This is a genomic window from Haloarcula salina, from assembly GCF_049603855.1.
Lineage (GTDB): Archaea > Halobacteriota > Halobacteria > Halobacteriales > Haloarculaceae > Haloarcula > Haloarcula salina_A.
This window is the reverse complement of the sequence record NZ_CP187146.1, coordinates 101,326-127,255: the sequence shown is the minus strand read 5'-3', so window position 1 is coordinate 127,255 and position 25,930 is coordinate 101,326. Positions and strand designations below refer to the sequence as shown.

Annotated in this window: 29 protein-coding genes and 1 tRNA gene; 19 read left to right on the top strand and 11 right to left on the bottom strand. The window is 68.4% G+C overall.

Going from position 1 to position 25,930, the window contains the following annotated elements; all coding sequences use genetic code 11:
- The first annotated feature begins 68 nt into the window (after positions 1–68).
- From ACOZ4I_RS00685 to ACOZ4I_RS00655, 7 genes are all read left to right on the top strand, one after another.
- Entirely contained in the window at positions 69–1,232 is a 1,164-nt protein-coding gene (locus ACOZ4I_RS00685) for an anion permease (protein ID WP_424002018.1), read from the top strand.
- 62 nt (positions 1,233–1,294) lie between these two features.
- Positions 1,295–2,503, top strand: coding sequence for an anion permease (locus ACOZ4I_RS00680; protein ID WP_424002016.1), 1,209 nt, complete (start codon positions 1,295–1,297; stop codon positions 2,501–2,503).
- Between the two features lie 123 nt (positions 2,504–2,626).
- Positions 2,627–3,016, top strand: a complete 390-nt coding sequence (fer1, locus tag ACOZ4I_RS00675; protein WP_424002014.1) for a ferredoxin Fer1 — start codon at positions 2,627–2,629, stop codon at positions 3,014–3,016.
- Positions 3,017–3,120: 104 nt separating this feature from the next.
- Positions 3,121–4,128 (top strand): A24 family peptidase C-terminal domain-containing protein, encoded by a 1,008-nt coding sequence (locus ACOZ4I_RS00670; protein ID WP_424002012.1) that lies wholly within the window; start codon positions 3,121–3,123, stop codon positions 4,126–4,128.
- Positions 4,129–4,273: 145 nt separating this feature from the next.
- Positions 4,274–5,674: a hypothetical protein gene (locus ACOZ4I_RS00665; protein WP_424002010.1), complete on the top strand. Its 1,401-nt coding sequence runs from the start codon at positions 4,274–4,276 to the stop codon at positions 5,672–5,674.
- 57 nt (positions 5,675–5,731) lie between these two features.
- Complete coding sequence (hisI, locus tag ACOZ4I_RS00660) at positions 5,732–6,094, top strand: phosphoribosyl-AMP cyclohydrolase (protein WP_424002008.1); 363 nt, start codon at positions 5,732–5,734, stop codon at positions 6,092–6,094.
- Positions 6,091–7,242, top strand: a complete 1,152-nt coding sequence (locus ACOZ4I_RS00655; RefSeq protein WP_424004835.1) for a DUF7118 family protein — start codon at positions 6,091–6,093, stop codon at positions 7,240–7,242. The genes hisI and ACOZ4I_RS00655 overlap by 4 nt, the downstream gene beginning before the upstream one ends.
- On the opposite strand, the gene glmM is transcribed toward ACOZ4I_RS00655, so the two are convergent.
- Positions 7,227–8,606, bottom strand: coding sequence for a phosphoglucosamine mutase (glmM, locus tag ACOZ4I_RS00650; protein ID WP_424002006.1), 1,380 nt, complete (start codon positions 8,604–8,606; stop codon positions 7,227–7,229). The two genes, ACOZ4I_RS00655 and glmM, sit on opposite strands and share 16 nt — an antisense overlap.
- A 109-nt stretch (positions 8,607–8,715) precedes the next feature.
- On the opposite strand from glmM, the gene pyrE reads away from it, so the two are divergent.
- Complete coding sequence (pyrE, locus tag ACOZ4I_RS00645; protein WP_424002004.1) at positions 8,716–9,267, top strand: orotate phosphoribosyltransferase; 552 nt, start codon at positions 8,716–8,718, stop codon at positions 9,265–9,267.
- Between the two features lie 53 nt (positions 9,268–9,320).
- Here the strand turns inward: pyrE and ACOZ4I_RS00640 are convergent, their stop codons facing one another.
- Genes ACOZ4I_RS00640 through ACOZ4I_RS00630 form a run of 3 tightly spaced genes read right to left on the bottom strand, consistent with a single transcriptional unit; the run spans position 9,321 to position 10,197 of the window.
- Positions 9,321–9,497: a hypothetical protein gene (locus tag ACOZ4I_RS00640; protein ID WP_424002002.1), complete on the bottom strand. Its 177-nt coding sequence runs from the start codon at positions 9,495–9,497 to the stop codon at positions 9,321–9,323.
- A 59-nt stretch (positions 9,498–9,556) separates the two neighbouring features.
- On the bottom strand, positions 9,557–9,787 hold the full coding sequence (locus ACOZ4I_RS00635) for a helix-turn-helix transcriptional regulator (protein ID WP_424002000.1): 231 nt from the start codon (positions 9,785–9,787) through the stop codon (positions 9,557–9,559).
- On the bottom strand, positions 9,784–10,197 hold the full coding sequence (locus tag ACOZ4I_RS00630) for a DUF2178 domain-containing protein (protein WP_424001998.1): 414 nt from the start codon (positions 10,195–10,197) through the stop codon (positions 9,784–9,786). The genes ACOZ4I_RS00635 and ACOZ4I_RS00630 overlap by 4 nt, the downstream gene beginning before the upstream one ends.
- Before the next feature lie 182 nt (positions 10,198–10,379).
- Between ACOZ4I_RS00630 and ACOZ4I_RS00625 the strand changes: the two genes are divergently transcribed.
- Positions 10,380–10,628: a glutathione S-transferase N-terminal domain-containing protein gene (locus ACOZ4I_RS00625; protein ID WP_424001996.1), complete on the top strand. Its 249-nt coding sequence runs from the start codon at positions 10,380–10,382 to the stop codon at positions 10,626–10,628.
- Between the two features lie 207 nt (positions 10,629–10,835).
- Here the strand turns inward: ACOZ4I_RS00625 and ACOZ4I_RS00620 are convergent, their stop codons facing one another.
- Positions 10,836–11,804, bottom strand: coding sequence for a transcriptional regulator (locus tag ACOZ4I_RS00620; protein ID WP_424001994.1), 969 nt, complete (start codon positions 11,802–11,804; stop codon positions 10,836–10,838).
- A 161-nt stretch (positions 11,805–11,965) separates the two neighbouring features.
- Between ACOZ4I_RS00620 and ACOZ4I_RS00615 the strand changes: the two genes are divergently transcribed.
- The 3 genes from ACOZ4I_RS00615 to ACOZ4I_RS00605 all read left to right on the top strand — a co-directional run bounded on the left by ACOZ4I_RS00615 (position 11,966) and on the right by ACOZ4I_RS00605 (position 13,918).
- Positions 11,966–13,231, top strand: coding sequence for a TiaS agmantine-binding domain-containing protein (locus tag ACOZ4I_RS00615; protein ID WP_424001992.1), 1,266 nt, complete (start codon positions 11,966–11,968; stop codon positions 13,229–13,231).
- 205 nt (positions 13,232–13,436) lie between these two features.
- Positions 13,437–13,658 (top strand): hypothetical protein, encoded by a 222-nt coding sequence (locus ACOZ4I_RS00610; protein ID WP_424001990.1) that lies wholly within the window; start codon positions 13,437–13,439, stop codon positions 13,656–13,658.
- A 29-nt stretch (positions 13,659–13,687) separates the two neighbouring features.
- A complete protein-coding gene (locus tag ACOZ4I_RS00605; RefSeq protein WP_424001988.1) occupies positions 13,688–13,918 on the top strand; it encodes a hypothetical protein in 231 nt (76 codons plus the stop codon).
- 22 nt (positions 13,919–13,940) lie between these two features.
- Here the strand turns inward: ACOZ4I_RS00605 and ACOZ4I_RS00600 are convergent, their stop codons facing one another.
- Positions 13,941–14,897, bottom strand: coding sequence for a succinylglutamate desuccinylase/aspartoacylase family protein (locus tag ACOZ4I_RS00600; RefSeq protein ID WP_424001986.1), 957 nt, complete (start codon positions 14,895–14,897; stop codon positions 13,941–13,943).
- A 93-nt stretch (positions 14,898–14,990) separates the two neighbouring features.
- Between ACOZ4I_RS00600 and ACOZ4I_RS00595 the strand changes: the two genes are divergently transcribed.
- Together ACOZ4I_RS00595 and ACOZ4I_RS00590 are read left to right on the top strand one after the other, a co-directional pair.
- Positions 14,991–15,254, top strand: coding sequence for a DUF7536 family protein (locus ACOZ4I_RS00595; RefSeq protein ID WP_424001984.1), 264 nt, complete (start codon positions 14,991–14,993; stop codon positions 15,252–15,254).
- A gap of 50 nt (positions 15,255–15,304) precedes the next feature.
- A complete protein-coding gene (locus tag ACOZ4I_RS00590; protein WP_424001982.1) occupies positions 15,305–15,676 on the top strand; it encodes a hypothetical protein in 372 nt (123 codons plus the stop codon).
- Between the two features lie 4 nt (positions 15,677–15,680).
- Here ACOZ4I_RS00590 and ACOZ4I_RS00585 read toward each other — a convergent pair whose 3' ends face one another.
- The gene (locus ACOZ4I_RS00585) at positions 15,681–16,901 is read right to left on the bottom strand and encodes a potassium channel family protein (RefSeq protein ID WP_424001980.1); all 1,221 of its coding nucleotides are present in this window, start codon (positions 16,899–16,901) and stop codon (positions 15,681–15,683) included.
- 233 nt (positions 16,902–17,134) lie between these two features.
- Between ACOZ4I_RS00585 and citZ the strand changes: the two genes are divergently transcribed.
- A complete protein-coding gene (citZ, locus tag ACOZ4I_RS00580; RefSeq protein WP_424001978.1) occupies positions 17,135–18,280 on the top strand; it encodes a citrate synthase in 1,146 nt (381 codons plus the stop codon).
- A gap of 235 nt (positions 18,281–18,515) precedes the next feature.
- On the opposite strand, the gene ACOZ4I_RS00575 is transcribed toward citZ, so the two are convergent.
- The gene (locus ACOZ4I_RS00575; RefSeq protein ID WP_424001976.1) at positions 18,516–20,150 is read right to left on the bottom strand and encodes a potassium channel family protein; all 1,635 of its coding nucleotides are present in this window, start codon (positions 20,148–20,150) and stop codon (positions 18,516–18,518) included.
- A 301-nt stretch (positions 20,151–20,451) separates the two neighbouring features.
- Between ACOZ4I_RS00575 and ilvA the strand changes: the two genes are divergently transcribed.
- The 4 genes from ilvA (at position 20,452) to ACOZ4I_RS00555 (ending at position 22,546) form a co-directional block, all read left to right on the top strand.
- The gene (ilvA, locus tag ACOZ4I_RS00570; protein ID WP_424001974.1) at positions 20,452–21,663 is read left to right on the top strand and encodes a threonine ammonia-lyase; all 1,212 of its coding nucleotides are present in this window, start codon (positions 20,452–20,454) and stop codon (positions 21,661–21,663) included.
- A gap of 266 nt (positions 21,664–21,929) precedes the next feature.
- Positions 21,930–22,139, top strand: coding sequence for a DUF1328 family protein (locus tag ACOZ4I_RS00565; RefSeq protein WP_424001972.1), 210 nt, complete (start codon positions 21,930–21,932; stop codon positions 22,137–22,139).
- A gap of 93 nt (positions 22,140–22,232) precedes the next feature.
- A complete protein-coding gene (locus ACOZ4I_RS00560; RefSeq protein WP_424001970.1) occupies positions 22,233–22,436 on the top strand; it encodes a hypothetical protein in 204 nt (67 codons plus the stop codon).
- Positions 22,437–22,464: 28 nt separating this feature from the next.
- Positions 22,465–22,546, top strand: a tRNA-Ser gene (locus ACOZ4I_RS00555).
- A 421-nt stretch (positions 22,547–22,967) separates the two neighbouring features.
- Here ACOZ4I_RS00555 and ACOZ4I_RS00550 read toward each other — a convergent pair.
- The 3 genes from ACOZ4I_RS00550 to ACOZ4I_RS00540 form a co-directional block, all read right to left on the bottom strand.
- Entirely contained in the window at positions 22,968–24,194 is a 1,227-nt protein-coding gene (locus ACOZ4I_RS00550; RefSeq protein ID WP_424001968.1) for an MFS transporter, read from the bottom strand.
- Positions 24,195–24,415: 221 nt separating this feature from the next.
- On the bottom strand, positions 24,416–25,474 hold the full coding sequence (locus ACOZ4I_RS00545; RefSeq protein ID WP_424001966.1) for an isocitrate/isopropylmalate dehydrogenase family protein: 1,059 nt from the start codon (positions 25,472–25,474) through the stop codon (positions 24,416–24,418).
- A gap of 73 nt (positions 25,475–25,547) precedes the next feature.
- The gene (locus ACOZ4I_RS00540; RefSeq protein WP_424001964.1) at positions 25,548–25,925 is read right to left on the bottom strand and encodes a VOC family protein; all 378 of its coding nucleotides are present in this window, start codon (positions 25,923–25,925) and stop codon (positions 25,548–25,550) included.
- Positions 25,926–25,930: the final 5 nt, after the last annotated feature.

Sequence of the window (25,930 nt, the reverse complement as noted above, 5' to 3'; positions counted from 1 at the left end):
TGCGGTCGAGAGACGGCGGCCGAATTGCGGTCGGTATTCTTTAGACGCGCCCGTGTTTGCCGTCCGACATGGTCTCGGTTCTCTTCGCCCTCGGTATTCTGGTCGCCGTCTTCGTCGGCTTCAACATCGGCGGTTCCTCCACCGGCGTGGCGTTCGGCCCCGCCGTCGGGTCCGACACGCTCTCGAAGGAGTGGGCCGCCGCGCTGATGTCCGGGTTCGCCCTCCTCGGCGGGGCGACCATCGGCACGGAGGTCATCGACACGATGGGGGGACGCATCGTCCCCAGCGAGCAGTTCACGCTCCTGGCGAGCGTCGCCATCCTCTTTTTCGTCGGGCTCGCCTTGCTCGTCTCGAACCTCTTCGGCGTGCCGGCGTCGACCTCGATGACCGCCGTCGGCGCCATCGCCGGTCTCGGCGTCGCCACGGGGACCATCGACTGGACAGTCATGGGCCGCATCGTCTCGTGGTGGCTCGTCGCCCCCATCACCGCGTTCTGGCTCTCAGCCGTCGTCGGGCGCTACCTCTACCCCCATCTGGAGGTTCGAATCGCCTTCGAGAGCAAGGGGCCCGGCACGTCGCGGCGCGAACAGGTCGGGAAGGTGCTGGTCGTCGCCATCGGCTGTTACATGGCCTTCGCGGCGGGGGCCTCGAACGTCGCCAACGCCGTCGCCCCGCTGGTCGGGAGCGGCGAACTCGGTCTCTACCCCGGCGTCGCTATCGCCGGCGTCGCCATCAGCCTCGGCGCGTTCACCATCGCCCGGCGGACGCTCGACACGGTCGGCAACGATCTCACCGAACTCCCGATCCTGGCGGCGCTCATCGTCGAGACGGTGAGCGCGACCATCATCGGCCTGCTGTCGTGGGCCGGAATCCCGGCGAGCCTGGCCGTCTCGGCGACGATGTGCGTCGTCGGTCTCGGCTGGGGCCGGGCGACGCGGACCACCTCGCTGGCCGACGCGGCGGGTGCAGCCGTCAGCGGCGCGGCCGCGGCCGGTGGGGGCGGGACCGTCACCGTCGACGCGCTGACGACCGACCGCGACGAGGCCGCGTGGTCGCCGCCGGAGGAGCGAGAGGTCGCGCCCATCGGCGAGGAGGACCCGGAGTCTGTGACCGCCGCCGCCGATCTCTTCGACCCCGCGGCGACCGGGCGGGTCGTCATGCTCTGGATTCTGACGCCGTCTATCTCCGCCGTCGCGTCCTTCCTCGTCTTCCAGTACGTACTCGCCTACTAGCAGTCGTCGACCCACAGGCCGAGAGACGGTACCCTTTACCCGGCGCCGCCGTTGGATACCGTATGGTCGAGGTTCTCTTTGCCCTGGGCGTCCTCGTCGCGATCTTCGTCGGCTTCAACATCGGCGGCTCCTCCACCGGCGTCGCGTTCGGACCGGCGGTCGGGTCGAACACGCTCTCGAAACTCTCGGCGGCGGCGCTGATGACTATCTTCGCCCTCCTCGGCGGCCTGCTCGTCGGGCCGGCGGTCGTCGAGAGCCTCGGGAGCGACCTCGTCGCGACGCAGTTCTCCCCGCTCATCAGCATCGTGGTCCTCTTTTTCATCGGGGTCGCGCTGTTCCTCTCGAACGTCGTCGGCGTGCCGGCGTCGACCTCGATGACCGCCGTCGGCGCGATCGCCGGACTGGGGCTGGCCCGCGGGACGCTGAACGCGGCCCTGATGCTCGAAATCGTCTCGTGGTGGCTCGTCTCGCCGATCATCGCCTTCTGGGTCAGCGGCGTCATCGGCCGGTACTTCTACCCGACGCTCGTCGAGTGGTTCGCGGTCTCACAGAGCGAGGGCGCGCTGCTCGACGTCGACCGATCTGGGGGCCTGCCGCGGCCGGTCCTCGGCGACAACACGACGCCACGCGAGTTCGTGGGCACCGTCGTCGTCATCGGCATCGGCTGTTACATGGGCTTCTCCGCGGGCGCGTCGAACGTCGCCAACGCCGTCGCGCCCCTCGTGGGCAACGGCTCGCTGGAGATGTACCCGGCCATCGTGCTGGGCGGGAGCGCCATCGGCCTCGGCGCGTTCACCATCGCCCGGCGGACGATGGACACCGTCGGCAACGACCTCACCGACCTCCCGCTCGTGGCTGCCATCGTCGTCGCGACGGTGGCCTCGACCATCGTGACCTTCCTCTCGGCGCTCGGCATCCCCGCCAGTTTCGTCATCATCGCCACCATGAGCATCGTCGGCCTCGGCTGGGGGCGGGCCACCCGAACGACGCGCCTCTCGGACACCGTGCAGGGCGAGACGCCCGCGGCCTCCGTGGGAGCGCTGGCCGCAGACGCCGAGGCCACCGACGCGCCGACGGTCGGCGGCACGAAGGGAACGCCGAAATCGGGCGAGACCGAGCCCATCGGCGAGGAGTCGAGCGACGACATCCCCGCGGCCTCGGACCTGTTCGAGCCCGGGACGACCGCCCGCGTCATCTTCCTCCAGAACGTCGTGCCCTCCATCGCCACGGTGGCGGCCTACCTCGTCTTCAGGTTCGTTCCCGGCGTCTGACTGAAAATAGCGGCAGTTTTCGTTTCGATTCCGGGACAGATCCGGCCGCCGTCTCTCATTATTTTGCACGACCTAAACCCGAAGGGCAAAGTCTAACAAGTCGGGGTTCGAACCGAGCAGGTGATGCCCACGGTAGAGTACCTTAACTACGAAGTAGTGGACGATAACGGCTGGGACATGTACGACGACGACGTCTTCGCAGAGGCGTCCGACCTCGACCTCGACGACGAGGACCACGGGTCCCTCGAAGTCAACGAAGGCGAGTACATCCTCGAAGCGGCCGAGGCACAGGGCTACGACTGGCCCTTCTCGTGCCGCGCCGGGGCCTGTGCGAACTGCGCTGCCATCGTCCTCGAAGGCGACATCGACATGGACATGCAGCAGATCCTCAGCGACGAGGAGGTCGACGACAAGAACGTCCGACTGACCTGCATCGGCAGCCCGGACGCCGACGAAGTCAAGATCGTCTACAACGCCAAGCACCTCGACTACCTGCAGAACCGCGTCATATAACGCGGCCGCTGCGGTTTCTGCACCGATCTATATCGCGATAGCGGGAGCGCCGTCGCTCCCGGGCCACCGGAAGCGTTAGGGGCACCGCTGTGTTGAGTACAGCCGTGCTCGGGTCGATACCGGACCTGCTTCGCCTGGTCGCCGTCCCGGTGTTCGGGTGGGCGGCCTACCGCGACGTGAAGACGCGCCGCGTGCCGAACCGGACCTGGACCCCGCTCGCCGTGCTGGCGGTCCTCTTGCTACTGTGGGACGCATACGCGGTGTGGACCGGCCCACTCTCGGTCGGCCAGCGCCTGTTCTTCGTCCGCGTCGCCATCAGCCTCGGGTTCGTCGTCCCGCTGTCGTACGCCTTCTGGTACATCGGCGGCTTCGGCGGAGCCGACGCGAAGGCGTTCATGCTCGTCGCGGTCCTCTTTCCCGTCTATCCGGTGTACTACCTGCCGACCGTCGCGCTCCCGCTGCAACAGACCGCCATCGGCGTCTTCTCGCTGACGATCCTCTCGAACACCGTCCTCGCCGGCGTCGCGTACCCGGTGGCCGTCGCGCTCGGCAATCTCGCCCGCGGCCGGCTCTCGCCCGCGATGGTCATCGGGCGGCCCGTCACCGTCGCGGACGTCACCGAGGAGTACGGCCGCCTGCTCGAATCGCCCGACGGGTTCGACCGCCGGGGCCTCGACCTCGACGCCCTGCGGATGTACCTGCGCTGGCGCGGCTGCACGCTCGAGGACATCCGGTCGGACCCGACGCGGCACCGGCTGCCGACCTCGCTCCCGCGCGTCCCGAACGACCCCGGCGACGGGTCGCTGGCGACCGACGGCGGCGAACCGGCGGCCGATGCCGACGACGAGGCAGACGCCGCCCGGCAGGCGGGCGACGACGAGGCGTTCGACGACCCGTGGGGCGCGGAGCGGTTCCTCTCGGACATCGACCACTCGGCGTACGGCACCTCGCCCGACCAACTCCGCGACGGGCTGGAAGTCCTGACCGAGCGCGAGGAAGTGTGGGTGTCGCCGGGAATCCCGTTCCTCGTCCCGATGTTCGTCGGCCTGGTCGTCTCGCTCACCTACGGCGACGTGCTGTTCTCGGTGCTGCAGGCGCTCGGGCTGGCGTGACCAGTCGGGGCGAACGTTTCTCTCAACCGAGACTTTTTATATGAAAATAGGCTTAGGTATTCCCGTATCAATCATGGTCAGGGGATTGGGGAAACCACTCGTGTTGGGCGAGGACCGAAGCGGCGCGCGCGGAGTCGCCCGCTAGATGAGCGGGAACGAGACGCGGCGCGCGGCCGCCGCCGCGGGCTCGGCTGCCGTTCCACGCCCGCCCTGTCGGCCGCCGCTCGAACTCGCCGAGGCCGATGGTGAGTGGCTGGTCCGGGAGTATCGTCGTGACAGGGCCGCCGCGGCGACCTTCGCCGCGTACGACCGCCGCATCGACGCGATGCGGGCGGGGCAAGAGCGGATGGACGCCGACCGCCATCCCTGTCTCTTGCGGTGGGATGCGCCCGACATCGTCGGCGACATCTACTGGAACGAACTGTTCGAGCGCCTCGCGGTCGAGCGGAGTCCGATGCTCGACGCGTGGGTGGTCGCCCCCGACGGCGAGCCCGTCGTCTTCCACGCCGCGTCCGACCTCGAAGGAGCGTACGAGGCGGGCAAGAGAGTACTCCGAGAGTACGACTTCAAGCGGCTGGAAGTCCGCCGCGAGGACGGGACGACGGAGGAGACGGTCGAACACCGCTTCCTCCGTCACGGCATCGCGGAGTCGGGCGTCCGGTTCGACCGCGAGCGTCTCCCGGCGACGGCCTCGGAGTCGACGCCGACGGACGACGACGATGACGAGACGGACCCGCTCGACATCGGGCCGGCGACGCCGTCGAGCACGCTGATGGCCGCGATTCCCGACCTCACGCAGCTGGAGGAACTCGACACAAGCGGCTACGTCCACCGCTACCGCGGGACGTGGACCGATGGGGAGGACGCCCGCATCGCGCTGCTCGACCCGGACCGAAGCGGCGAGCGCGTCGCGGCCAAGCGGTTCGTGACGACCGTCGAGGACTGGCGGGCGCTCGCCGACGAGCCGACCGTCGCGACCGTCTACGACGTCGGCGTCAGCCCGAGCCCGTGGGTGGCGTACCACGCCGGCGAGGGATCGGCAGAACGGCTCGCTGGCGACCTCTCGCTCGACTCGCGGCTCCGCCTCGTCGAGGACGTCGCGGCGGCAGTTGACGCGGCGGCGGGACGCGACGTGTACGCCACCGCGATCAGGCCCGACTCGGTCCGAATCCGCTCGCGGGACGAGCCCGCCCGAGCGGCGCTCGCCGGGTGGGGGGTCGAGCGCGCCGTTCGAACCGCGTTCGACGAGCGGCCGGTCACGCCCTACACCGCGCCGGAGCAGCTAGCGGGAGCAATCGCGACGACGACAGCGGTGTACCAGCTCGGAGCCGTCGCGTACCGGCTGCTCTGCGGGCGCGAGCCGTTCCGCGGCGAGGGCAGCCTCCGAGACGCCATCCAGAACGAGGCCGTCCGACCGCCCAGCGACGGGACGGGGGTGCCGTCGGGCGTCGACGCGGTCGTCCGACGCGCGATGGCGACCGACCCGGAGCGCCGGTACGCGAGCGCCGAGGCGTTCGCCGACGCACTCGGCGACGCGTTGCGATAGCGGGTCGCGGTCAGAACGAGCAGAAGACCTATTTTTCGGACACGCCTCCGCCCGAGTATGACCGACGTGGACCTCGTGTTCGACGAGCAGGAGTACATCCCCGCCATCGCCCAGGACGCCGACACCGGCGACGTGCTCATGCTCGCCTACGTCACCGAAGAGGCGCTCGAACGGACCCGCGAGACGGGGGAGGCCCACTACTACTCGCGGAGCCGCGACGAACTCTGGCACAAGGGAGCCACGAGCGGGCACACGCAGGCCGTCGAGGAGGTCCGGGTCGACTGCGACGGCGACGCCCTGCTGTACGTCGTCGACCAGGCGGGCGGGGCCTGCCACACCGGCTACGAGTCCTGCTTCCACCGCACGGTCGACGGGGAGACCGTCGGCGAACAGGTGTTCGACCCGGACGACGTGTACTGATGGCCTCCGACACGGACCTCCAGCAAGGTGGCGGCACGCCCGACGCCGTCGAGTCCCTGGAACGGGCCGCGAGCGAGTACGAGCGGGCGCGGGAACGGGTCGAAGCGGTCGGCGAGGAACCGCTCCGGGAATGTCAGGAGATCTATCGGGAACTGACGGACCTGCTTGAACGCTACGACGGGCGAGCGACCGGCGGCGGCGACTTCGAGGCGTTCATGGAATTTCAGGGCCGCGTCGGCACGCTGACCGACGACCTCTCCGAGGACCTCCCCGAGCGTGAGACCTTCGAGGCGGTCGACGACTTCCTCCAGCAGCGCCGTCTCACCGAAGGCGACTTCGAGGAGGCCCGCGAGATGCTGGCCCCGGTCGGCGACCTCGTCGGCCGACTGGACGAGCGCGACGAGGCCCGCGAGCGCTACAGAGACGCGCGCCGCGACGCCCGGCACCGGCGAGACGACCTCGAAGACCGCATCGCGGACCTCGAACGCCTCCTGCGGCTGGGCGAGGCGGACCTCGACGCGCCGGTCGAGCGCCTCCGCGACCCAATCGAGCGCTACGACGAGGCCGTCACCGAGGCGTTCCGGGACTTCCGGAGCGAGGCACCGGCCAGGGACGTGCTGGCGGTGATCGAGCGCGCCGACGCCTACCCGCTGGTGGACTTCCGGTCGCCGCCAGACGAACTCCTCGAATACGTCCAGAATCACGACGCCGGGCGGGAACCGATTCCGAAACTGCTCGACTACGCCGACTACTCGCCCTCGAAGCTCGACCACTACGTCGACGACGTGTCGGCGCTCCAGAGCGCCGTCGCCACCCGGCGGACGTACCTGCGCGGGCTGGACGCCGAGCCGCTCCGGTTCGACTGGCCGCCGCCGACGGCCGCGGAACTCCCGTGGCGCTGCCGGGAGTACCGGTCCGTCGTCGCCCGATTCGCCGACGAGTCGGTCGTCGCCGCGCTCCGCGAGGTACGGGCGCTGGCGCGCCGGGACGACTACGAGCGACTGCGCGAGAGTAGCGTCGCCCGGTCGGACCTCACCGAATCGGAGCGCGAACGGCTCGCGAGCGGCGCCGTCGACGAAGAACTGGCGGCCGCCCGGAAGCGGCTCGCGGCCGTCGAGGACGCGCTGGAGACTTACTCCTCAGTGTAGGCCTCGACGTCCCGCGTCGCCCGGTCGACCATCGTCTCGGCGAGTTCCCCGGCGCGGTCCGGCGTGCGCGCCTCGGCGTAGACGCGGACGACCGGCTCGGTGCCGGAGGGGCGGGCCAGCACCCAGCCGTCGCCGTAGTCGAGGCGGTAGCCGTCGGTCGTGTCGAGGTCGGCAGTCGCCTCCCGGGCGTGGGTCTCGATGCCGTCGAGCATCGTCTCGCGCTCGTCCTCGGTCTCGTAGTGGAGGTTGCGCCTGACGTTGTGATAGTCGTCGTAGGCCGCCGCGATGTCGCTCGCGGGCCGGTCGGCGACGAGTTCGAGGAACTTCGCGGCGGTGAACGCGCCGTCGCGAGCGATGCGGTAGTCGGGAAAGAGGATGCCGCCGTTGCCCTCGCCGGCGATGGCGACGTGCGCCCCCTCGTTCTGGAGGTTCCGAATGCGGCTGACGATGTACGTCGAGCCGATGGGCGTCAGTGACAGCGACGCGCCGGCGTCCTCGACCACGTCGACGAGGCGCTGAGAGGCGTTGACCGCCGAGACGACGCTGTCGTCCGCGTCGAGTTCCGCCGCCGCGAGCGCGGCCAGTGCGGCGTCGCCCTCGACGTGGGATCCGGTCTCGTCGACGAACATCGCCCGGTCGGCGTCGCCGTCGTGGGCGAATCCGAGGTCGGCGTCGGTCGAGCGCACGAGCGAGCGCAGGTCAGCGAGGTTCTCGGCGACGGGCTCGGGGTTCCGGCCGGGGAAGCGGCCGTCGGGCTGGGCGTTGACGGTGTGGACCTCGCAACCGAGTTCGCGGAACAGTTCGGGGCTGGTCAGCGAACCGGCGCCGTGGCCGGGGTCGACGACCACGGTGAGGTCGGCGTCAGCGATGCGGTCGCGGTCGACCGCCTCGAGCAACTGCTCGCGGTAGCGCCGCCGCGTGCTCTCGATGGCGGTATCGGCCCCCACCGTCTCCCAGTCCGCGTAGGCCGGATCGTCCGCCCGCAACGCCGTCTCGATGCGGTCGAGCGTCGAGCGGGTCAGTTCGACGCCCTCGTGGCCGATGAGCTTCACGCCGTTGTACGCCGGCGGGTTGTGGCTGGCGGTGATCATCACGCCCGGGACGCCCTCGCGCTCGCAGTAGGCCTGCAGCCCCGGGGTCGGCACGACGCCGAGGCGGTCGACGTCGAACCCGACGCCCGTCAGCCCGGCCGTCGCGGCGTTGGTGAACGTCCGCCCGGTCATCCGCGTGTCTCGGGCGATAGCGACACGGTCGTGGTCCTCGCGCCAGACGGCCCCGGCGGCCTGTGCAACTCGCAGGACGTACCGAGGTGTCAGCTCGTGACCCGCGACACCGCGGACGCCGCTCGACCCGAACACTTGCATTCGAGCGAGTGTGTGAGGGCGAGGTGCTTAGGAATGTCGCCATCTGCTTCGTCAATCAGGGGCCGCCCGATTCCAACAGTCATTAGCCCCGTGCCCGTGCAGTGCAGGTATGGCAAACGAGGAACTCATCGCGGCGCTCCGAGACGCGGAGGCCGTCAAATTCGGCGAATTCGAGCTCTCGCACGGCGGCACGTCGAACTACTACGTCGACAAGTACGTCTTCGAGACGGACCCGACCTGCCTCCAGCGCATCGCCGAAGCGTTCGCCGAGCGCATCGCCGAGTGGGACGAACAGCCGACGCTCGCCGGCGTCGCTCTCGGCGCCGTCCCGCTGGTCGCGGTCACCAGCGTCGAGACGGGCATTCCCTACGTCATCGCCCGCAAGCAGGCCAAGGAGTACGGCACGGGCAACCGCATCGAAGGGAACCTCGCCGCGGGCGAGGAGGTCGTCATCCTCGAAGACATCGCGACCACCGGCCAGAGCGCCGTCGACGCCGCCGAGGCGCTCCGCGAGGCCGGCGCGACCGTCGAGCGGGTCCTCGTCGTCGTCGACCGCGAGGAGGGGGCTCGCGAGAACCTCGCCGAGCACGGCCTCGAACTGGAGTCGCTGGTGACCGCCTCGGACCTGCTCGCCGACGCCCCCGAGGACGTGGACGCGTAGCGCGAGTCGATCGAGTCCCGGTGGACGGCTACGCTGTTGTTGTCTCGACTCGGCTACCGCTCGAAATTGCGGGCACTGAGTGTGGTCGCCTGTCGCTGCAGGGTCGCAGCCACCAAGAGGAAAGCGACGCCAGCGAATGCGACCAGAGCCATCATCTCCGGTTCCCCCGCGACCATCGCGACGTGCGATATCGCCCCGAGGAAGATCGTCGTTGCGAGGAGTACGTCCATCGTCGTCGTCGAGAGACGTGCTGACTGTACTACTGTGTCGAGTTCGGTGTATCGTTGAATCATTGCTCTGTATTTCGTTCTGCGTGTGACGTGGTATCGATTCTGGGGTCGAACAGGTCTTCCAGCCGGCAGTCGAAGTGGGCAGCCAGTTTGAACGCGAGTTCCAGTGATGGATCGTAACGCTCGCGTTCGATCGCGTTGATCGTCTGGCGAGTGACGCCGACAGCGCCGGCAAGGTCGGCCTGACTCAGTCCCTCGTCCTCCCGATGGTCTCGAACAGCATTGTTCATGATCGGAACCGGAGGCCGGTGTAGATCCCACCCCAGGCCAGCGAGACGGCACTGAAGGCATACAGGAGCGTCGTAACCGTCTGTGAGGGCTCGTAGTAGCCGGCTTCAGTGACGAGGAAGACGCCGATAAACGCGAACAAGCAGACGTATCCGAACAACCGGAAGGTAAGGTGGCTCGCTCGGCGCTCGAGAGTCGCCTCTCGCTCGTCCTGGAGAGTCATCGAACTGTTGTACCATACGTATCCCATGAGAGCGAAACCGCCGACGACCGCCACGGCGTAAATCACGAGGCCGACCATGTACTGTCCGATCTGGGCTCCGACGAAGAGGCTCACGACCCCGACAGCGAGGATGCCGAGCGAGAGGCGTCGATATCGCCGACCGGCCTGGACTGGATGTTGTGTAACCATCTGTATCAGTGTAAATCGATCTGTGTGTAAAGCTCGCTTTACAGTAAAACATGTTTTACACCAATATATAACTGTTTCGTCACGATAGCGCCCCCACTCGCCACACGCCCGTCCGCGGTCCTGTACGTCACGGACACACCACCGATGTGTTCTTGACGGAGGACCCGTTACGGGGTGACGCAATGGCTACCCTCGAACTCTACGAACTGTCGGGCTGTCCGTACTGCGCGAAGGTCAAGACCAAACTGGACGAACTGGGCCTGGACTACGAGTCTCACATGGTCCCGCGCTCGCACGACGAGCGGACCGAGGTGAAGGAAGTCTCGGGCCAGACCGGCGTGCCGGTGCTCGTCGACCCCGACAACGGCATCGACGGGATGGCCGAGTCCGACGACATCGTCGAGTACCTCGAAGAGACCTACGGACAGTAAGCTACTCGTTCGCCCGCGAACGACGTGAGCGGGCGGTTTTTCACCCACGTTTTTCCAGGAGTCGTCCCGCAGCGAGCGAAGCGAGCGAGGAACGGCGACGACGAAAAAGGTGGGACTGACATCGTCGAGTACCTCGAAGAGACCTACGGACAGTAACGGAGCCGCCGCTTTTCGACTCGAAGCGTCGAACGAATCAGAGAGCGCCGCTCAGGCCACTTCCTCGGGTTCCTCGCCGCGCTCCATGATGAGGTCGCGCAGGTCGACGGCGTCCTCGATGTTCTCCATCTCCTCCTCTTCGATGAGCGCGGTCCCTTCGACGGACTCGCGGCGGAGTTCGTCGACGACGTACACCGAGCGGGTGCGGGTCACCTCGCCGACCGAAGACATGATGCGCGCTCGCTTCTCGGCGGTCTCGGTGAACGCGGAGTGACCGGCGAGCACCTGCTCGCGGCGGTCGGCGTTCTCGTTGACGCTCTTGAACGGCGCGCGATCGGTCGGGTGGACCTCGAAGCCGATCCGGGTGAACACGGTGACCATGGGTTCGTCCTCCGGGGCCACGTCGGGGTCGTCGGGCGTCGGCTCGTCGTCGCGGACCCCCTCTGCGCCGTCGAGGACGCTGACCGGCGAGGTCAGCGGTGCGTCGAACAGGTCTTCGAGTTCGGCGGCCACCTCGACGGAGGCGTCCATGCCGTCCTCGTACTTCGAGACCGTACGCCTGGAGACGCCGAGCTCCTTGGCGAGGCGGCCGAGCGACCAGTCGCGCTCCTCGCGCACGTCGGCGAGGATCTCGGAGTCGATGTTGACGTAGAGCCCGCCGGGGGCCGCGTAGATGAGCGGCGGGACCTCCTCGACGAACAGGTCCATCGCGGTGTCCGGTGACAGCACCGGGACGCCGTGGCGGAAGTAGACGACGCCGGGCTTCAGTTCTTCGTCGCGCGTCCGGAGGCCGACCACGATCGGCGTGGCGTTCAGGTAGGTGCCGAGCCGCCGCATCTCGCCGCCGGTCTGGGCGTCGAAGGCGTCGATGTTCCCCAGTATCTTCAGGAGCAACACGTCTTCCCCGCGTCGGGCCGCGACGTCGAAGCTCTTCGGACGAATCGCACAGCGATCGCTGACGAGGAAGCCAGCGTCCTCGAGCATCGCCATGACGTTTCCGACCAGCGCCGACCGTGACATAGTCCTCTGTACCTCTATTGTGATGATAAGCCATTCACCGGTTATATGCGTTGCGCCGCTCGTTGAAGTTTCAGGCACGGTTATACGGAGATTACGGTACCTGCGAAGGCGTTCGGCGGGCTGACGAAAGGGGTTTGGCCGACTCGGGACTACAGGGTGCCATGACGGTCGTTGGCCTCGACGACACGGACTCGCGCGAGCGAGGGATGTGCACGACCTACGCCGCCGCCCGACTCGCCGGTTCGATACGCGACGCAGGGGGGCGTGTCGAGCGCTTGCTCCTCGTCCGCCTCAACCCCGCCGTCGAGCACAAGACCCGCGGCAACGCCGCGCTCGCGGTCCACACGGATCTCGACGCCGAGACGGCGGTCACGCTGGTCGACGACGCGCTCGACATGGCCGAGACCGACGACCCGCGGACCAACCCCGGCGCGGTCGTCGCCGACTGCGACCCCGACGCGGTGCCGGAGCAGGTCGCGACGTTCGCCCGCGACGCCGTCCGGTCGATTCAGGATCCAGTGGCGGCGACGACGCTGTCCGACGTGGTCGGCTTCGCCCGCCGGCAGCGTGGCAACGGGCGGGGCGTGATCGGCGCGCTCGCGGCCGTCGGCGCGTGGGCGGCGTTCTCGGACTGGACGTACGAACACATCGCCTACCGCGAGCGCGAGCGGTGGGGGACCGAGCGCGCGGTCGACGCCGAGAGCGTGCGTGCCGCCGCCGAGGAGCGCTATCCGTCCGTCTGGGACACGGTCGACCGCGCGTCGGGCTATCCGGTCTGCGTCCCGCGAACGCCGTGTCCCGTCCTCTACGGGATCCGTGGTGACGACCCCGCGGCCTGCCGCGCCGTCGCCGACGCGATCGAGAGCGAACCGATCGACGAGCGTGCCACGTTCGTCACCAATCAGGGGACCGACGTGCACTTACAGGACGCCGCGGTCGAGGCGGTCACGGCCGACAGCGCCTACCGCGTCACCGGCGACGTGACCGAGCCGCCAGAGACGCGCCGCGGCGGACACGTGTTCTTCGCGCTCGGCGACGGCGGGGCGACCCTCGACTGCGCGGCGTTCGAACCGACGAAGGGCTTTCGCGACCGGGTCCGGGCGCTCAGAACCGGCGACCGGGTCACCGTCTGCGGCGAGGTCAGCGACGGGACGCTCAAACTGGAGAAGTTCGGCGTTCGCGACCTGGTGACGACGGAACGCGTCACGCCGGACTGCCCGGACTGCGGCCGGTCGATGAAGTCGGCGGGACGCGATCAGGGCTATCGCTGTCGGGACTGCGACACCAGCGCCGACGGGAAGGTCGAACGCACGCTCGACCGCGGCCTCGAACGGGGCTGGTACGAGGTCCCGCCGGTGGCGCGCCGCCACATCGCGAAGCCGCTCGTGCGCGGTGGGTTCGACGCGCCCACGCACCCGTCGCGGTGAGAGCCAGAGAGGGGTGCACGCGGGGCCGCACAGTCACTGCCTTCGTGCGAGAATGATATCGCTGACTGAGCGCGTACCGTCGTCGGTACTGCCTTCCCGTCGTGGCCGAGGCGGCGGGCCGTCAGTACGCCGGCCGGCCTGGTAACGTCGGAGTACCAGAACTGAAAACGACCGTTTAGGTGGCGGATAACAATCCCACGGTTCGGTGTACACGGTTGGTATGAACGGCGAGAACCGCGAGACGGAGCGGCGAAATGCGTCTGACGATGACGTCACGGAGAAGCTACTGGCCGTCGAGCGCGAGCCGGCGGTCGACGGTGGCGAGCGAGCGATACTCTACCCGGCGAACGGATCCGGCTCCGAAGCCAAGTCGAAATGGCTGGCCGTGCCGGCGGACGCGCTCGTGTCGCTCGAGGACGTTCAGTAGTCCTTTCTGACGATAATCGACTGGTAACAATGAGTACTGATATCAACAGCGAAGGTATGGACTCGGACACTCGGTCAACGGACGACGTGACGACTACCCCCGACACGGACGAAGGGGCCTTGCCCGCGGTGGTGCGCTCCCGCCCTGACGGTACCGACCGATTCATCTGCTACGCGCCGGACGTCGACGCGACCGACGTCGAGAACCAGTGGCTTTCTGTCGACGCTGAGTTCCCCGTTTCGACCCTGTTGATGCGGTGACGGCGTCGCCACCGCGCGAGGTTCAGTACGTATCGATGTTCGTTCCGACCGAGCAGACGTACTCGCCGGTCGCGACCTGGGGGAGGCGGCGAGCGCGCCAGAAGATCCCGTTGGAGTCGGCGGTGATTTCGGCTTTCGTCCGTCCGAACACGTCCGTGACCTCGAACAGCGTCTCGCCCCGCGAGACGCGGTCGCCGAGGTCGACCTGGAGGTCGACGAGGCCGCCGACGGGCGAGCCGTACTGCTCGAAGCCCGTCGCCCGGGTCTGGGGGCGGGGGTCGTGACGGCCGTCGAGAAAGTCGTAGTACGTGAGGACGTTGAACACGCCGTCGACGCCGCGCTGGATCGAGGACTCGTCCCAGCCGACGCAGCCGCCGAGTTCGGGGTCGATGGTCGGAACGCCCTCGTCGGGGGCCGCGCGGGCGAGCTGGCCGTCAGGCCCCTTCTGGTCGAGGATGTGGCCGCAGCCGAACACCTTGGCGAGTTCCAGGCAGTCACTGTGGAGGCGGTGGCGGGAGCCACAGCGCACCCGGACTTCGTCGATCATCCGGGAGGTCGACCCCTGGTGGAGGTCGAGGACGAGGTCGGCGCTGATGGCGGCGTCGAAGGTGGCCGCGGCGATTCGCTCGCTCGACGTTCCCGAGTGGTCGCCGGGGTAGGCCCGATTCATCTTCGTGTCGTCGATGGGGTTGCGGTGCTCGGCGACCTGGAACGCGTGATAGTTGACGATGCCACAGACAAGAATCGTCCCGGACAGTTCGGCCGGGTCGAGTCGCGGGAGCACGCGCCGGATGACGCCGACGCCGTTCAGTTCGTCGCCGTCGCTCGCGGCCTGGATGTAGAGCGTCCGGCCGTCGTCGACGCCGTTGACGACGGCGACGGGTAGCCCGACGGCTGACCCGTCGCGGGCCTCGCCGACCTCCAGCCGCCCCGTGTCGATCTCGCCGGGAGCGGCGCTCGCCGTACCGAGAGTAACCATTACCGACACGTTTGCGTTGGGAGCCTTTACTGGTTCGGATTCGCGCGGCGCCGGACCGACGGCGTCTTGGGGCCGCCGGCCGTACCGGCGGTCGTGTCAGAGTCCGAGCCACGGAGCGGGAAGGCAGCGATGGTCTCGGCGCTCGAGGTCCCGCGGAACGCGGCCATCGGGTTCGCAATTTCCGCCCTGTTCACGGCGGCAGTGTTCGCCCTGTTCGTGCTGCCGGGGACCCAGCGACCGATGGCGCTGTACGTCGCGCTGGCGTTCGTCCTGACCGTCTCGCTCGGCGGGCTTGTGACGGCGCTGCTGACGGCGGTCTCTGCCGTTCGGCTGGCGCGCCGGGACGGCCCGCGATAGCGCTCTCGCGAGGCGCGGGGATTTATGTCGCGGTGTCGACACGGTCTGATATGGACAGAGCCCTCCCGCTCGCGGCGGTCGTCGGACTCGCCGTCGGCATCGTCCTCTCACAACTACTGGCCGCCGGGTGGTACCTGTCTCTCGGGGCCGCCGCGCTGTACGTCGGCTGGTGTTACTTCGCGGCCAGCTATCCGGCGGCGCTACGGACCGGCGTCTTCTCGTTCGACCGCCGCCGGGACAAGCTCGGCTACGCCGCGGGGGTGTTCGGGGTGAGCACCACGCCGCTGGCGCTCGGGCACGCGGCCGGCGGGGACTCGCTCGCGCTCGCGCCCGTCGTCGCCGTGCTCGGCATCCTGGGGTTCCTGTACACGCTCGGTGCTGTCGTCGCTGTGGCACCCGAGGCGACGGCCGAGCCAGCCTGACGGGTCAGCCCGCCGCCAGGTCCGCGAGCCGATCGCCGCCGGTCCGCGTCCCCTTCGCGATGAGCACGTCGCCCGTCCGCAGCGGCGTCTCCGGTCCCGGTGAGACGACCCAGTCGCCACCCTCGCGGCCGGTGCGCTCGCTCTCGCCGGCGGCTCGCCGGATGGCGATGATGCGCATTCCCGTCGCCGTCTTGACCGCTGCCTCGCCGATGGTCGTCCCCGCGAGGTCGCTGCCGGGCGACACCGTCGTCCGAACGATGACCTCGTCGGACTCGCGGACGGCCTCGGCGACGACCGGGTGCGTCGAGAGGCCGCGGAGCACGCCCTCGCTCATCTCCAGAGCGGCGTCCGAGATGACCTCCGTCGAGCGGGCCAGGTGGACGAGGCCGCGCAGCGACACCGGGTCGTCGATGTCGGCGGCGGCCCGGAGCGTCCACGCTTCGAGACGGGACTGGAGCGCGTCGACCTCGGCTTCGAGTTCGACGACCTCTTCGGCGACCTCCGTGCTATCGAACAGCACCGCGCCATAGGCCAGGTCGACCGCCAGTTCGCCCATGTCCTTCATCAGGACGATGGAGTCGACGGCCCGTTCGAGGTCCCGAATTCCCCCGTCCGGCGGCTCGGGCGGTTCGTACGCCTCGCCCGTGGCGTCGCGGTAGACCTCCGCGACGCCGTCCTCGGGGCCGCGAAAGAGGACCACGTCGCCGGCCTCGATGCGCGTCTCCCGGTCGGGGTTGAGCAGCCAGCTCCCCTGCCGGCGGATGGCCAGCGCCCGCACGCCCGTCTCGGTTTCGAGGTTCAGCGCGCCCAGCGTCTCGCCGGCCAGCCGCGACGACGGTTCGACGGTCGCGCGGACGAGTGTCTCGACGGCCTCGGGCAGCGCCGCCCGCATCGTGTCCGGCAGGCCGATGTCCTCCAGGACGACCTTCGCGATGTCGCCGGCAGCGTCGCTGATCTTCTCGGCGGCCCCGACCATCCCCAGCACCGGCGCGAGCGCCTCCGCGTCCTCCGTCGACCGACAGGCCATCAACAGGCTCATCCGGGCCCGCAACTGGAGCACGTCCATCTTCTCTTCGAGTTCCAGCACCTCCGCGGCCACGTCGTCGCTCCCGAGCAGAACGGCCGAGTACGAGAGGTCGATGAGCAACTCGGCGGTGTCTTTCATCTCGGCCAGCAGCTCCTTGACGCTGACCGGCTCGTACTCGACCGTCCCCGTCCGATCCATACGCCTCGCTTCGATTGCACCGAGGAAAAGCGTTCCTCACTGTGAGAGACGGTATCGGTCCCCGTTTCGCTCGAATCTGCACGCCAGAACCACAGCGACGGTGCCAGATTGGAATAAAATTACTCTACTGTGGAGGAATTAGTGGCCAAACGTCCAGTAAAACAGTCCTGACATTGTGGCACACACGCTTGGAAAGAAAATGCTTTTCCCGGCAGGTTGGGAACTGATTGCGTATGTCCGACGACCTCAAGAAGGGACTCGAGGGTGTCCTCGTCGCCGAATCCGAACTCAGCGTCATCGACGGTGACAAGGGCGAACTCGTGTATCGGGGGTACACCATCGAGGACCTCGCGAAGGGTGCCAGCTACGAAGAGGTGCTGTATCTGCTCTGGCACGGCCAGCTGCCCGACAGCGACGAACTCGCCACGTTCAAGCAGGCGATGGTGGACGCCCGCGACGTGGACGAGGACGTCATCTCGACGGTTCGTCAGCTCGCCGAGGCCGACGAAGACCCGATGGCTGCGCTCCGCACGGCGGTGTCGATGCTCTCGGCGTTCGACCCCGCGCCGGAAGACGCCGAACCGACCGACGAGACGGTCAACCTGGAGACGGGACGGCGGATCACGGCCAAGATCCCGACCATCATCGCGGCGTTCACCCGCATCCGCGACGGCGAGGAGCCCGTCGAACCGCGGGAAGACCTGGACCACGCGGCGAACTTCCTCTACATGCTCAACGGCGAGGAGCCCGACGACGTGCTGGCCGACGTGTTCGACCAGGCGCTCGTGCTCCACGCCGACCACGGACTCAACGCCTCGACGTTCTCGGCCATCGTCACCGCGTCGACGCTCTCCGACGTGCACAGCGCCGTCACCTCGGCCATCGGGACGCTGAAGGGGCCGCTCCACGGCGGGGCCAACCAGGACGTTATGGAGATGCTAAAGGAGGTCGACGACGCCGAGATGGACCCGCTGGAGTGGGTCCAGACCGCCCTCGACGAGGGCCGCCGCGTCTCCGGGTTCGGCCACCGCGTCTACAACGTCAAGGACCCCCGCGCGAAGATCCTCGGCGAGCGCTCGAAGGAACTCGGCGAGGCCGCCGGCTCGCTCAAGTGGTACGAGATGTCGACCACCATCGAGGACTACCTCATGGAGGAGAAGGGCCTGGCCCCGAACGTCGACTTCTACTCCGCGTCGACGTACTACCAGATGGGCATCCCCATCGACATCTACACCCCCATCTTCGCGATGTCCCGCGTCGGTGGCTGGGTGGCCCACGTCTTCGAGTACATCGAGGACAACCGCCTGATCCGCCCGCGTGCCCGCTACGTCGGTGCGACGCCCGAAGACACGACGTTCGTTCCCCTGGACGAGCGATAACGACGCAGTTCCGAGTGCGAGCGAAGCGAGCACTCGCCTTTTTCGCCCACGTTTTTCGAGGAGCGGTTCCCGCAGCGAGCAACGCGAGCGAGGAAACCCGACGACGAAAAAGGTGGAGGACAACCGCCTGATCCGCCCGCGTGCCCGCTACGTCGGGGCGACGCCCGAAGACACGACGTTCGTTCCCCTGGACGAGCGGTAACGAGGTAGTTCAGTCGCAGATTTTCCGTCGGTCCTACTCGAACAGCGACTGGAACCGGTTCACGCCGTCGTCGGTTCCCGCGATGACGAGCTTGTCCCCCGACTGGATCCGCACGTCGGGACCGAGGTTGGTGAGCACGGTCCCGTTGCGCTCGATGGCGATGACGGTACAGCCCGTCCGAGATCGAATGTCCGCCTCGCCGAGAGAGGTCCCACCGAGGCCGTCGGCGGAGACGCGGATGATCTCGACCTGCTGGTCCATCGAGATGACGTCCTCGTCTTCGAGGATCGTGGAGGCGAGCATCCGACCGCTGACCGTCGACAGCGAGAGCACGTAGTCCGCCCCCGCACGGTAGATCTTCTTGACGTTCGCGGTCTGCTCGGCGCGGGCAATGATCTCGACGCCGGGATTCAGATCGCGGATGACCAGCGTGGCGAACTCCGTGTCGGTGTCCTCGGAGAGCGCGAGGATCACCGTCCGGGCGTCTTCGATGCCGGCGGCGCGGAGGTCGTCCGGTTCCGTCGCGTCCCCGACCACGTCGACGCCGGGCTTGTCGGACTTGTCGAGGACGGTATGGGGAACGCCAGCACCCCGCAGGTCCGCGGCGATGGCCTGGCCGACCTCGCCGGAGCCGATGATGACGGTCTCGCCGCGGCGAAAGCCCCGGACGCTGGACAGCGTCATCTCTTTCAGTTGCTCCAGTTGGCGCTCGGTCCCCGAGACCAGCAGGACCGTGCTGCCGTCCAGTTCGGCGTCCGGGTCCGGCGGGCTGACGAACTGGCCGCGGAACCACGCCCCGATGACGTTGACGCCGGTTTCCTCGCGGATGCCGCTGTCGGCCAGCGTCGTCCCGACGAGGTCGCTTCCCCGGTGGACGGGGAGTTCGGCGATGTCGAAGTCCTGTCCGATCTCGATGGAGTCGCCGAGCGTCGTCGAGACGCCGGTGGTGACCTTGCTCGCGAGGCTCTCGCCGAGCAATCGGCGCGGCGAGAGGACGGCGTCGGCCCCGGCGAGGTCGTGGTAGCGCGCGCGATCCGGTTCCTCGACGACGCTGACGGTCTGGACGGACTCGTCGACTTCGCGTGCGGTGAGGATGATGCTCGTGTTCACCTGGTCGGAGGCGTCGGCGACGAGCGCGCGGGCCGAGGACAGGCGTGCCCGTTCGAGTCCCTCGACGGACTGCGGGTCGGCGTGGATGACGTGGTACCCCTCCTCGTAGAGTTCGTTGGCCCGATCGCGGTCCGGTTCGACGACGACGTACGGCACGTCCCACGTCTCGAGTTCCGTGATGAGCGTCTCGCCGCGGGGGGTGAACTGGCAGATGACGACGTGATCGGCGATGGCCTCCTCGATTGACGTCGGGGCGTTCGTCGCCATCGCCTCCTCGAACAGCGGGAAGAGGAGGACCGGGAGTGCGAGGAAGATGAGGACGACGCCGGTGAGGTCCATCACGATGATGAGGAGCAACATCCCTGTGCTCTGCCAGTCTCCATCCGATCCGTACCCGGTCGTCGTGAACGTCTCGACGACGATCTGCAGCGATTTGAGGAACGACCGCGGCTCGTTCTCGAAGGCCGACATCCCGTAGTCGTAGGCGAGAGCGTACCCGAGAATGATGCCGACGAGGGCGAGGACGTACAGGAAGGTCCGTCGCTGCCAGGTGTCCATCTACCCCAACCTTACGCACCGAAACCAAAACAGTTCTGACCGGTAGTCGACGGCCGCGGGGGGCACGAGATACAGGGCCAGTCGTCTCGCTGGTGGCCGACTCACCCCGTCCGCGTCCGGCACTTTCACTTTCACTCTGCTACGACTGCCTTTAAGTCACTCGGGAACGACTCCCCGATTGCAGTCACACGCTCCCCTTTCCCTCCCGAGTACATCCCCGATAGTTACCACTCCGCGAACGGTGGGGCCATCGCAACGCGACAGCCGACAGTATAACACGGTTCGGCGAATAGCCACGGCCATGCTCTCGTTCGAGGACGTCCTCGCCGCACAGGATCGGGTCTCCGAGACGGCCAGGCACACGCCGCTCGACTACTCGCACACCTTCTCCGCGATGACGGGTGCAGACCTCCACCTCAAACACGAACTGTTCCAGCGGACCGGGTCGTTCAAGGTCCGAGGCGCGACGAACCGCATCGCCACGCTCTCGCCCGCGGAGCGCGAGGCGGGCGTCGTCACGGCGAGCGCCGGCAATCACGCCCAGGGCGTCGCACTCGCCGCCACGCGCATCGGCGTCGATTCCAAGATCGTCATGCCCGAGCAGGCCCCCGTCTCGAAGGTGAAGGCGACCCGGAGCTACGGCGGCGAGGTCGTCCTCCACGGCCGCGACTACGACGCGGCCGCCGAACGCGCCCACGAGATCGAGCGCGAGGAGGGGCGGACCTACGTCCACGCCTTCGACGACGAGCGGGTGATGGCCGGCCAGGGGACCATCGGCCTAGAGATCTACGAGGACCTCCCCAGCGTCGAGACGGTCGTCGTCCCCATCGGCGGCGGCGGCCTCATCAGCGGCATCGCGACCGCGCTGAAGGGCAAAGACGAGGACATCCGCGTCGTCGGCGTCCAGGCCGAGGGCGCGTCGAGCGTCGCCGAGTCCCTGCAGAAGGGCCACCGGATCGAGCGCGACAGCGTCGAAACCATCGCCGACGGCATCGCGACCCGGACCGTCGGCGAGCAGACTTTCGAGGTCATCCGCGAGCGCGTCGACGAGGTCGTCACCGTCAGCGACTCCGAGATCGCCGTCGCGCTGACGGCGCTGCTGGAGCGCTCGAAGACGCTCGCCGAGGGTGCGGGGGCCGTCCCGCTGGCCGCCGTCATGGAGGAGAAGTTCGACTACGCCGAGGACGAGACCATCGTTCCGGCGCTGTGTGGCGGGAACATCGACCTGAACATGCTGACCAACGTCATCATGCGCGGGCTGGTCGAGACCGGGCGCTACCTCAAGATTCGGACCGTGCTCAAAGACCACCCCGGAGCACTCGAAGAGCTCGTGACGGTGCTCTCTCGCGAGGAGGTCAACATCTACGCCATCGAGCACGAGCGGACCAACCGCGACGTGGCGATGAACTCCGCCGAGGTCGAACTGGACCTGGAGACCCGCGGCCCGGACCACGTCGACCACCTCCTGTCGGCGCTGCGTGACGCGGGCTACGAGGTCGACGTACTCGTCTGAGGCCGACGCCGCGCGGAGCGTCCCACCCCTGCGTGCGAAAGGTGTATGACTGGCGTCTGATACCCTCCCTGGTCGCGGGCGCTCGCGTCACCGACGTCGGCGGTCCTCGCACGTCCCGCTGCGGCCCGTTCCGCGCTGGATGCGCTCGCAAGCACAACACGGTGGGGACCGGGCCTCGAACGGAAAATCATGTCACGAATGCCACAACAGCCGCAGACGCGTCCCGGACAACCGTCGTCGCACCGCCGTTCCGCCGGGTGGTCGCAATGGTAGTCGCACCCCTCGCCGCGCTCTCGACTGCCGTCCCGCTCCAGGCCGGCGGTGGCGGCCTGCTGTACTACGCCATCGTCTTCTTCGTCCTCGCGCTGATCGCCGGCGTCGCCGGGTTCCGCGGGGTCGCCGGCCTGAGCATGCGCGTCGCGAAGCTCCTCGTCGTGGTCTTCGTCGTGCTGGCCATCGTCACGCTCCTGCTCTGATTTCGGCGGTGTTTTGACGACGGCGGTCCCGATTTCGGATATGGACCGAACCGTCAGGACAGCAAGTATCGGCGCGGCCGCTTCCCAGCACCGATGAAGCCACGGACCAAATCGAGTCTGCTGTGGGGCGTCGTCGGCGGGCTGGCCTTCCTCGTGCTCGTCCAGGGCTACGAACTCCTCGCCGGCGTGCCGGTCACGGTCGCGGTGAAGGCCGGGGTCACGCTGGCCGTCGCCGTCGGGGCCGCGCTGGCCACCTACGCCACCCAGCCGCGCCTGTTCGGAAACGAAAGCCCTTAATCGGCCGCCCCCGGACTCTCGTCTGCGTGCCAGGATGGCCGAACGGTAAGGCGCACGCCTGGAAAGCGTGTTCCCTTTCGGGATTCTGGGTTCAAATCCCAGTCCTGGCGTAGGGAAGTTCGAACGAAGTGAGAACTTCCGAAACCGCGAACGGCGAACGGAGTGAGCCGTGAGCGGACGTTTCTACGGAATCTGACTGTGAGCGGCGCGTTTCATCGCGCCGCGTCCCCCGTGACGGTGACCCCCGACGCTGGGATTTGAACACGGGAGTCGCAGCCCCGGAACAGCCGACCGAAGTGGAGGCCGCACGCCCGGACCGTCTCCCATCTGTTCAAATCCCAGTCCTGGCGTTTCTACTGCGAACAGACCGCCGAGAACCGCGTAGCGTGTTCTCAGCATCCGTGAGCGAGTGTGCGCCACCGCTGTGGTTTGAGCACGCGAGTCGCAGCGGCGAGCGGAGTGAGCCGTGAGCGAGATGTTCTCCGACTGGCTGTGAGTGAGAAGCGACGGCGACGAACACAGTCCCAGAGGTCAGTCTCCGGCGACCCACAGCACCCCGGTGAGTCCCGTCGAGAGCGCCAGCAGGGCCGTGAGACCCCAGAACACGGGTGGGAAGCCGGCCGTCTCCGAGAGGACGCCGACGACCGCCGGGGCGAGCGCGCCGGCGATCATCAGCAGGGTGCGGACGACGCCGAGGCTGCCGCCGGCGACGGACGACGGGATGACGGCCATCAGGTAGGCACCCCGGACCGGGCGGTACCCGTGCATGCCGATGCCGAGCACCGCGACCACGGCACCGACCGCCAGCGGACCGGCGTCTCCCGCGAGGACGATCAGGCCGGCCAGTGCGGTCGACGAGAGGCCGAGCGTGGCCGCGAGCACCGGGAGCGGGCCGACACGGTCGCTGACCTCGCCGGTGACGAGTTGGACGAGGCTGACGGCGAACAGGGCGCTGTAGAGGAGCCCCGCGGTGCCGGGCCCGAACCCGGCCTGTCGCGTGAGAAACAGCGGGAGGAAGGCGATGGTCCCGTTGAACACGAACGAAAACAGCACTGCGACCGCGACGAACGCCGTGAAGCGCCACCGGCGGAACAGGGAGAGATACGAAGACAGCGACACGTCGGCGTCCCCGTCGGTGCCGGCGGCGCCAGCGGCCGAGAGCCGGTGCGGGACCCGCGCGACGAAGGCGGCGGCCACGGCGACGGTGGCGACGCCCGCGGCGAGGAACGTCGTCCGCCAGCCGGCCCCCACCACGCCGGGCCGGGCCGCGAAGGCGAGCGCGACGGCCGGCGCGGCGACCCCGGCGAAGGTTCCGAACGTGTCGAACACGCCGAGGACGCGCCCGGTCTGGGCGGGGTAGGTCCGCGAGAGCAGTCGGACGCCGACCGTCTTCAGCGTCCCCGTTCCGGCTCCGATGGCCACCATCGCTCCGACGAGGACCGCCAGCGGCCCGTCGACGGCGAGGACGAGCGCACCGAGCGCCGCACCCGTCGCCCCGGCACCGATAACGACGACGGAGCTGAACCGGTCGGCGAGCCACCCTGACGGGAACTGCATTAGCGCGTAGACGAACAGGAGGGCGCTGAAGGCGGTTCCGAGCACTGCCGTCGACACGTCGTAGACGCCCGCCAGCTGTTCGAACAGCGGCGGGAACGCGTACCGGACGAACTTCCCGAGGAACCAGAGCGCCGAGGTCAACGCCAGCGCGTCGAACCGCCGGAGCCCCGAGAGCGACGGGAGTCGCACGCCCGACTTCACGGCCGACACCCACCGTTGGGCCGCGGGTCACGCGCCGCGGACGTCCCGCGGTGTGCCTCCGTCCCGCGTCGACGCGCCTCCCGCCAGATCGGCATTCGATCACGTCTCGCCGTCACACCGGGGCCGCTACAGACCGGACGGGCATAACGGTTGTCTCTCCGGCGGTCACGCGGACACAGCGAGCGGGAGTGGGGTCGCGGTCGCCACCCGCGCCGTGCGGCTCAGAGGCGGTCCCGGAGGTCCGCCACGACCGCCTCGGTGCCGGCGTCGCCGCCGAGATCGGGCGTCCGCGGGGCCGACTCGTCCGCGAGTTGTTCGGCGACGGCGTCCCAGAGGGCCGCCGCCGCGTCGTCCTCGCCGAGGTCCTCGAACAGCATCGACCACGAGAGCACGGCCGCGAGCGGGTTCGCCACGCCCTCGCCGACGATGTCGGGGGCGCTGCCGTGGACCGGCTCGAACATCGAAGGGTACGCCTCACCGGGGTGGATGTTCCCCGACGGAGCGAGTCCCATGCTGCCGGTGACCTGCGCGCCGATGTCGGTCAGCACGTCGCCAAAGAGGTTCGACGCGACGACCACGTCGAACTCGTCGGGCCGGCGGATCAGGTCCATCGCCGCCGCGTCGACCAGTATCCGCTCGACCGACACCTCGGGGTACTCCTCGCTTACGTCCGCCACCACGTCGTCCCAGAACACCATGCTGTGGGCCTGCGCGTTCGACTTGGTGACGCTGGTGAGCGTGCCCGCGCGCTCCGTCGCCGCCTCGAAGGCCGCACGGACGATGCGTTCGGTCCCGCGCCGGGTGAACAGCGCCGACTGGACCGCGGCCTCGTGCTCGAAGCCCGCGTGCTCGCGGCCGCCGATGTCGGCGTACTCGCCCTCCGTGTTCTCCCGGTAGACCACGAAGTCGATGTCGCCGCCCTCGTATCCCCGGAGCGGGCTCTCGATGCCCTCGAAGAGGACGTTCGGCCGCTTGCAGACGTACTGGTCGAACCCCTTTCGGATCGGCAACAACAGCCCGTGGAGGGTCACGTGGTCGGGCACGTCGGGGTGACCGACCGCGCCGAGGAACACGGCGTCGAACTCGGCCAGTCGGTCGAGTCCGTCCTCGGGCATCATCGCCCCGCGGTCGAGGTAGCGCTCCGTCCCCCAGTCGAACTCCGTCGTCTCGACCGCGAATCCGAACCGGTCCGCCACGTCCGCCACCGTCTCGGCCGATGCGCGTGTGACAGCCGGGCCGATGCCGTCGCCGGGAATCACGGCGATAGAGTAGGTACTCACAGGAGACGGATTCTCCCGACTCACAGTTGAATATTGGTGCTACCGGCCCGCCCGGACGGCCCTCTTGTGCGCCTCAGAGCCAGCGGTAGAACTCCAGCGTGTATCCGTCGGGGTCCTCGACGAAAGTCACGTAGGCCCCGGCGGCGTCGATTTCCGTCGGTTCGACCACCGGAGCCGCGCCGGCGTCGATGGCCGTCTCGTAGGTGTCGTCCACGTCTTCGACCGTGAAGGCGACGTGGTCCACGTCCGCACGCGAGGGGGCGATGGGGGTCGTCCGGTCCGGGTCGTGGCGCAGTTGCAGGTCGGCCGCGCCGTCGCTGTCGCGGCCGAGATAGACGTTCGTCACGCCATCGAGCGTGAAGCGGTGGGTCTCTTCGAAGCCGAGGTCGCCGTAGAACTCCATCGCGCGGTCGAGGTCCGTGACGCAGATCGCAACGTGTGCGAGATCCATACGAC

Coding starts and splice junctions, on each gene's coding strand:
- glmM (WP_424002006.1), bottom strand. CDS start 8,606: ATGCAAGTGTTCGGGTCGAGCGGCGTCCGCGGTGTCGCGGGTCACGAG.
- ACOZ4I_RS00620 (WP_424001994.1), bottom strand. CDS start 11,804: ATGTCACGGTCGGCGCTGGTCGGAAACGTCATGGCGATGCTCGAGGAC.
- pyrE (WP_424002004.1), top strand. CDS start 8,716: ATGGCAAACGAGGAACTCATCGCGGCGCTCCGAGACGCGGAGGCCGTC.
- ACOZ4I_RS00625 (WP_424001996.1), top strand. CDS start 10,380: ATGGCTACCCTCGAACTCTACGAACTGTCGGGCTGTCCGTACTGCGCG.
- citZ (WP_424001978.1), top strand. CDS start 17,135: ATGTCCGACGACCTCAAGAAGGGACTCGAGGGTGTCCTCGTCGCCGAA.
- ACOZ4I_RS00665 (WP_424002010.1), top strand. CDS start 4,274: ATGAGCGGGAACGAGACGCGGCGCGCGGCCGCCGCCGCGGGCTCGGCT.
- ACOZ4I_RS00585 (WP_424001980.1), bottom strand. CDS start 16,901: ATGGATCGGACGGGGACGGTCGAGTACGAGCCGGTCAGCGTCAAGGAG.
- ACOZ4I_RS00630 (WP_424001998.1), bottom strand. CDS start 10,197: ATGGTTACACAACATCCAGTCCAGGCCGGTCGGCGATATCGACGCCTC.
- ACOZ4I_RS00680 (WP_424002016.1), top strand. CDS start 1,295: ATGGTCGAGGTTCTCTTTGCCCTGGGCGTCCTCGTCGCGATCTTCGTC.
- ACOZ4I_RS00635 (WP_424002000.1), bottom strand. CDS start 9,787: ATGAACAATGCTGTTCGAGACCATCGGGAGGACGAGGGACTGAGTCAG.
- ilvA (WP_424001974.1), top strand. CDS start 20,452: ATGCTCTCGTTCGAGGACGTCCTCGCCGCACAGGATCGGGTCTCCGAG.
- ACOZ4I_RS00605 (WP_424001988.1), top strand. CDS start 13,688: ATGAGTACTGATATCAACAGCGAAGGTATGGACTCGGACACTCGGTCA.
- ACOZ4I_RS00600 (WP_424001986.1), bottom strand. CDS start 14,897: ATGGTTACTCTCGGTACGGCGAGCGCCGCTCCCGGCGAGATCGACACG.
- ACOZ4I_RS00560 (WP_424001970.1), top strand. CDS start 22,233: ATGAAGCCACGGACCAAATCGAGTCTGCTGTGGGGCGTCGTCGGCGGG.
- fer1 (WP_424002014.1), top strand. CDS start 2,627: ATGCCCACGGTAGAGTACCTTAACTACGAAGTAGTGGACGATAACGGC.
- ACOZ4I_RS00575 (WP_424001976.1), bottom strand. CDS start 20,150: ATGGACACCTGGCAGCGACGGACCTTCCTGTACGTCCTCGCCCTCGTC.
- ACOZ4I_RS00540 (WP_424001964.1), bottom strand. CDS start 25,925: ATGGATCTCGCACACGTTGCGATCTGCGTCACGGACCTCGACCGCGCG.
- ACOZ4I_RS00590 (WP_424001982.1), top strand. CDS start 15,305: ATGGACAGAGCCCTCCCGCTCGCGGCGGTCGTCGGACTCGCCGTCGGC.
- ACOZ4I_RS00640 (WP_424002002.1), bottom strand. CDS start 9,497: ATGGACGTACTCCTCGCAACGACGATCTTCCTCGGGGCGATATCGCAC.
- ACOZ4I_RS00685 (WP_424002018.1), top strand. CDS start 69: ATGGTCTCGGTTCTCTTCGCCCTCGGTATTCTGGTCGCCGTCTTCGTC.
- ACOZ4I_RS00615 (WP_424001992.1), top strand. CDS start 11,966: ATGACGGTCGTTGGCCTCGACGACACGGACTCGCGCGAGCGAGGGATG.
- ACOZ4I_RS00565 (WP_424001972.1), top strand. CDS start 21,930: ATGGTAGTCGCACCCCTCGCCGCGCTCTCGACTGCCGTCCCGCTCCAG.
- hisI (WP_424002008.1), top strand. CDS start 5,732: ATGACCGACGTGGACCTCGTGTTCGACGAGCAGGAGTACATCCCCGCC.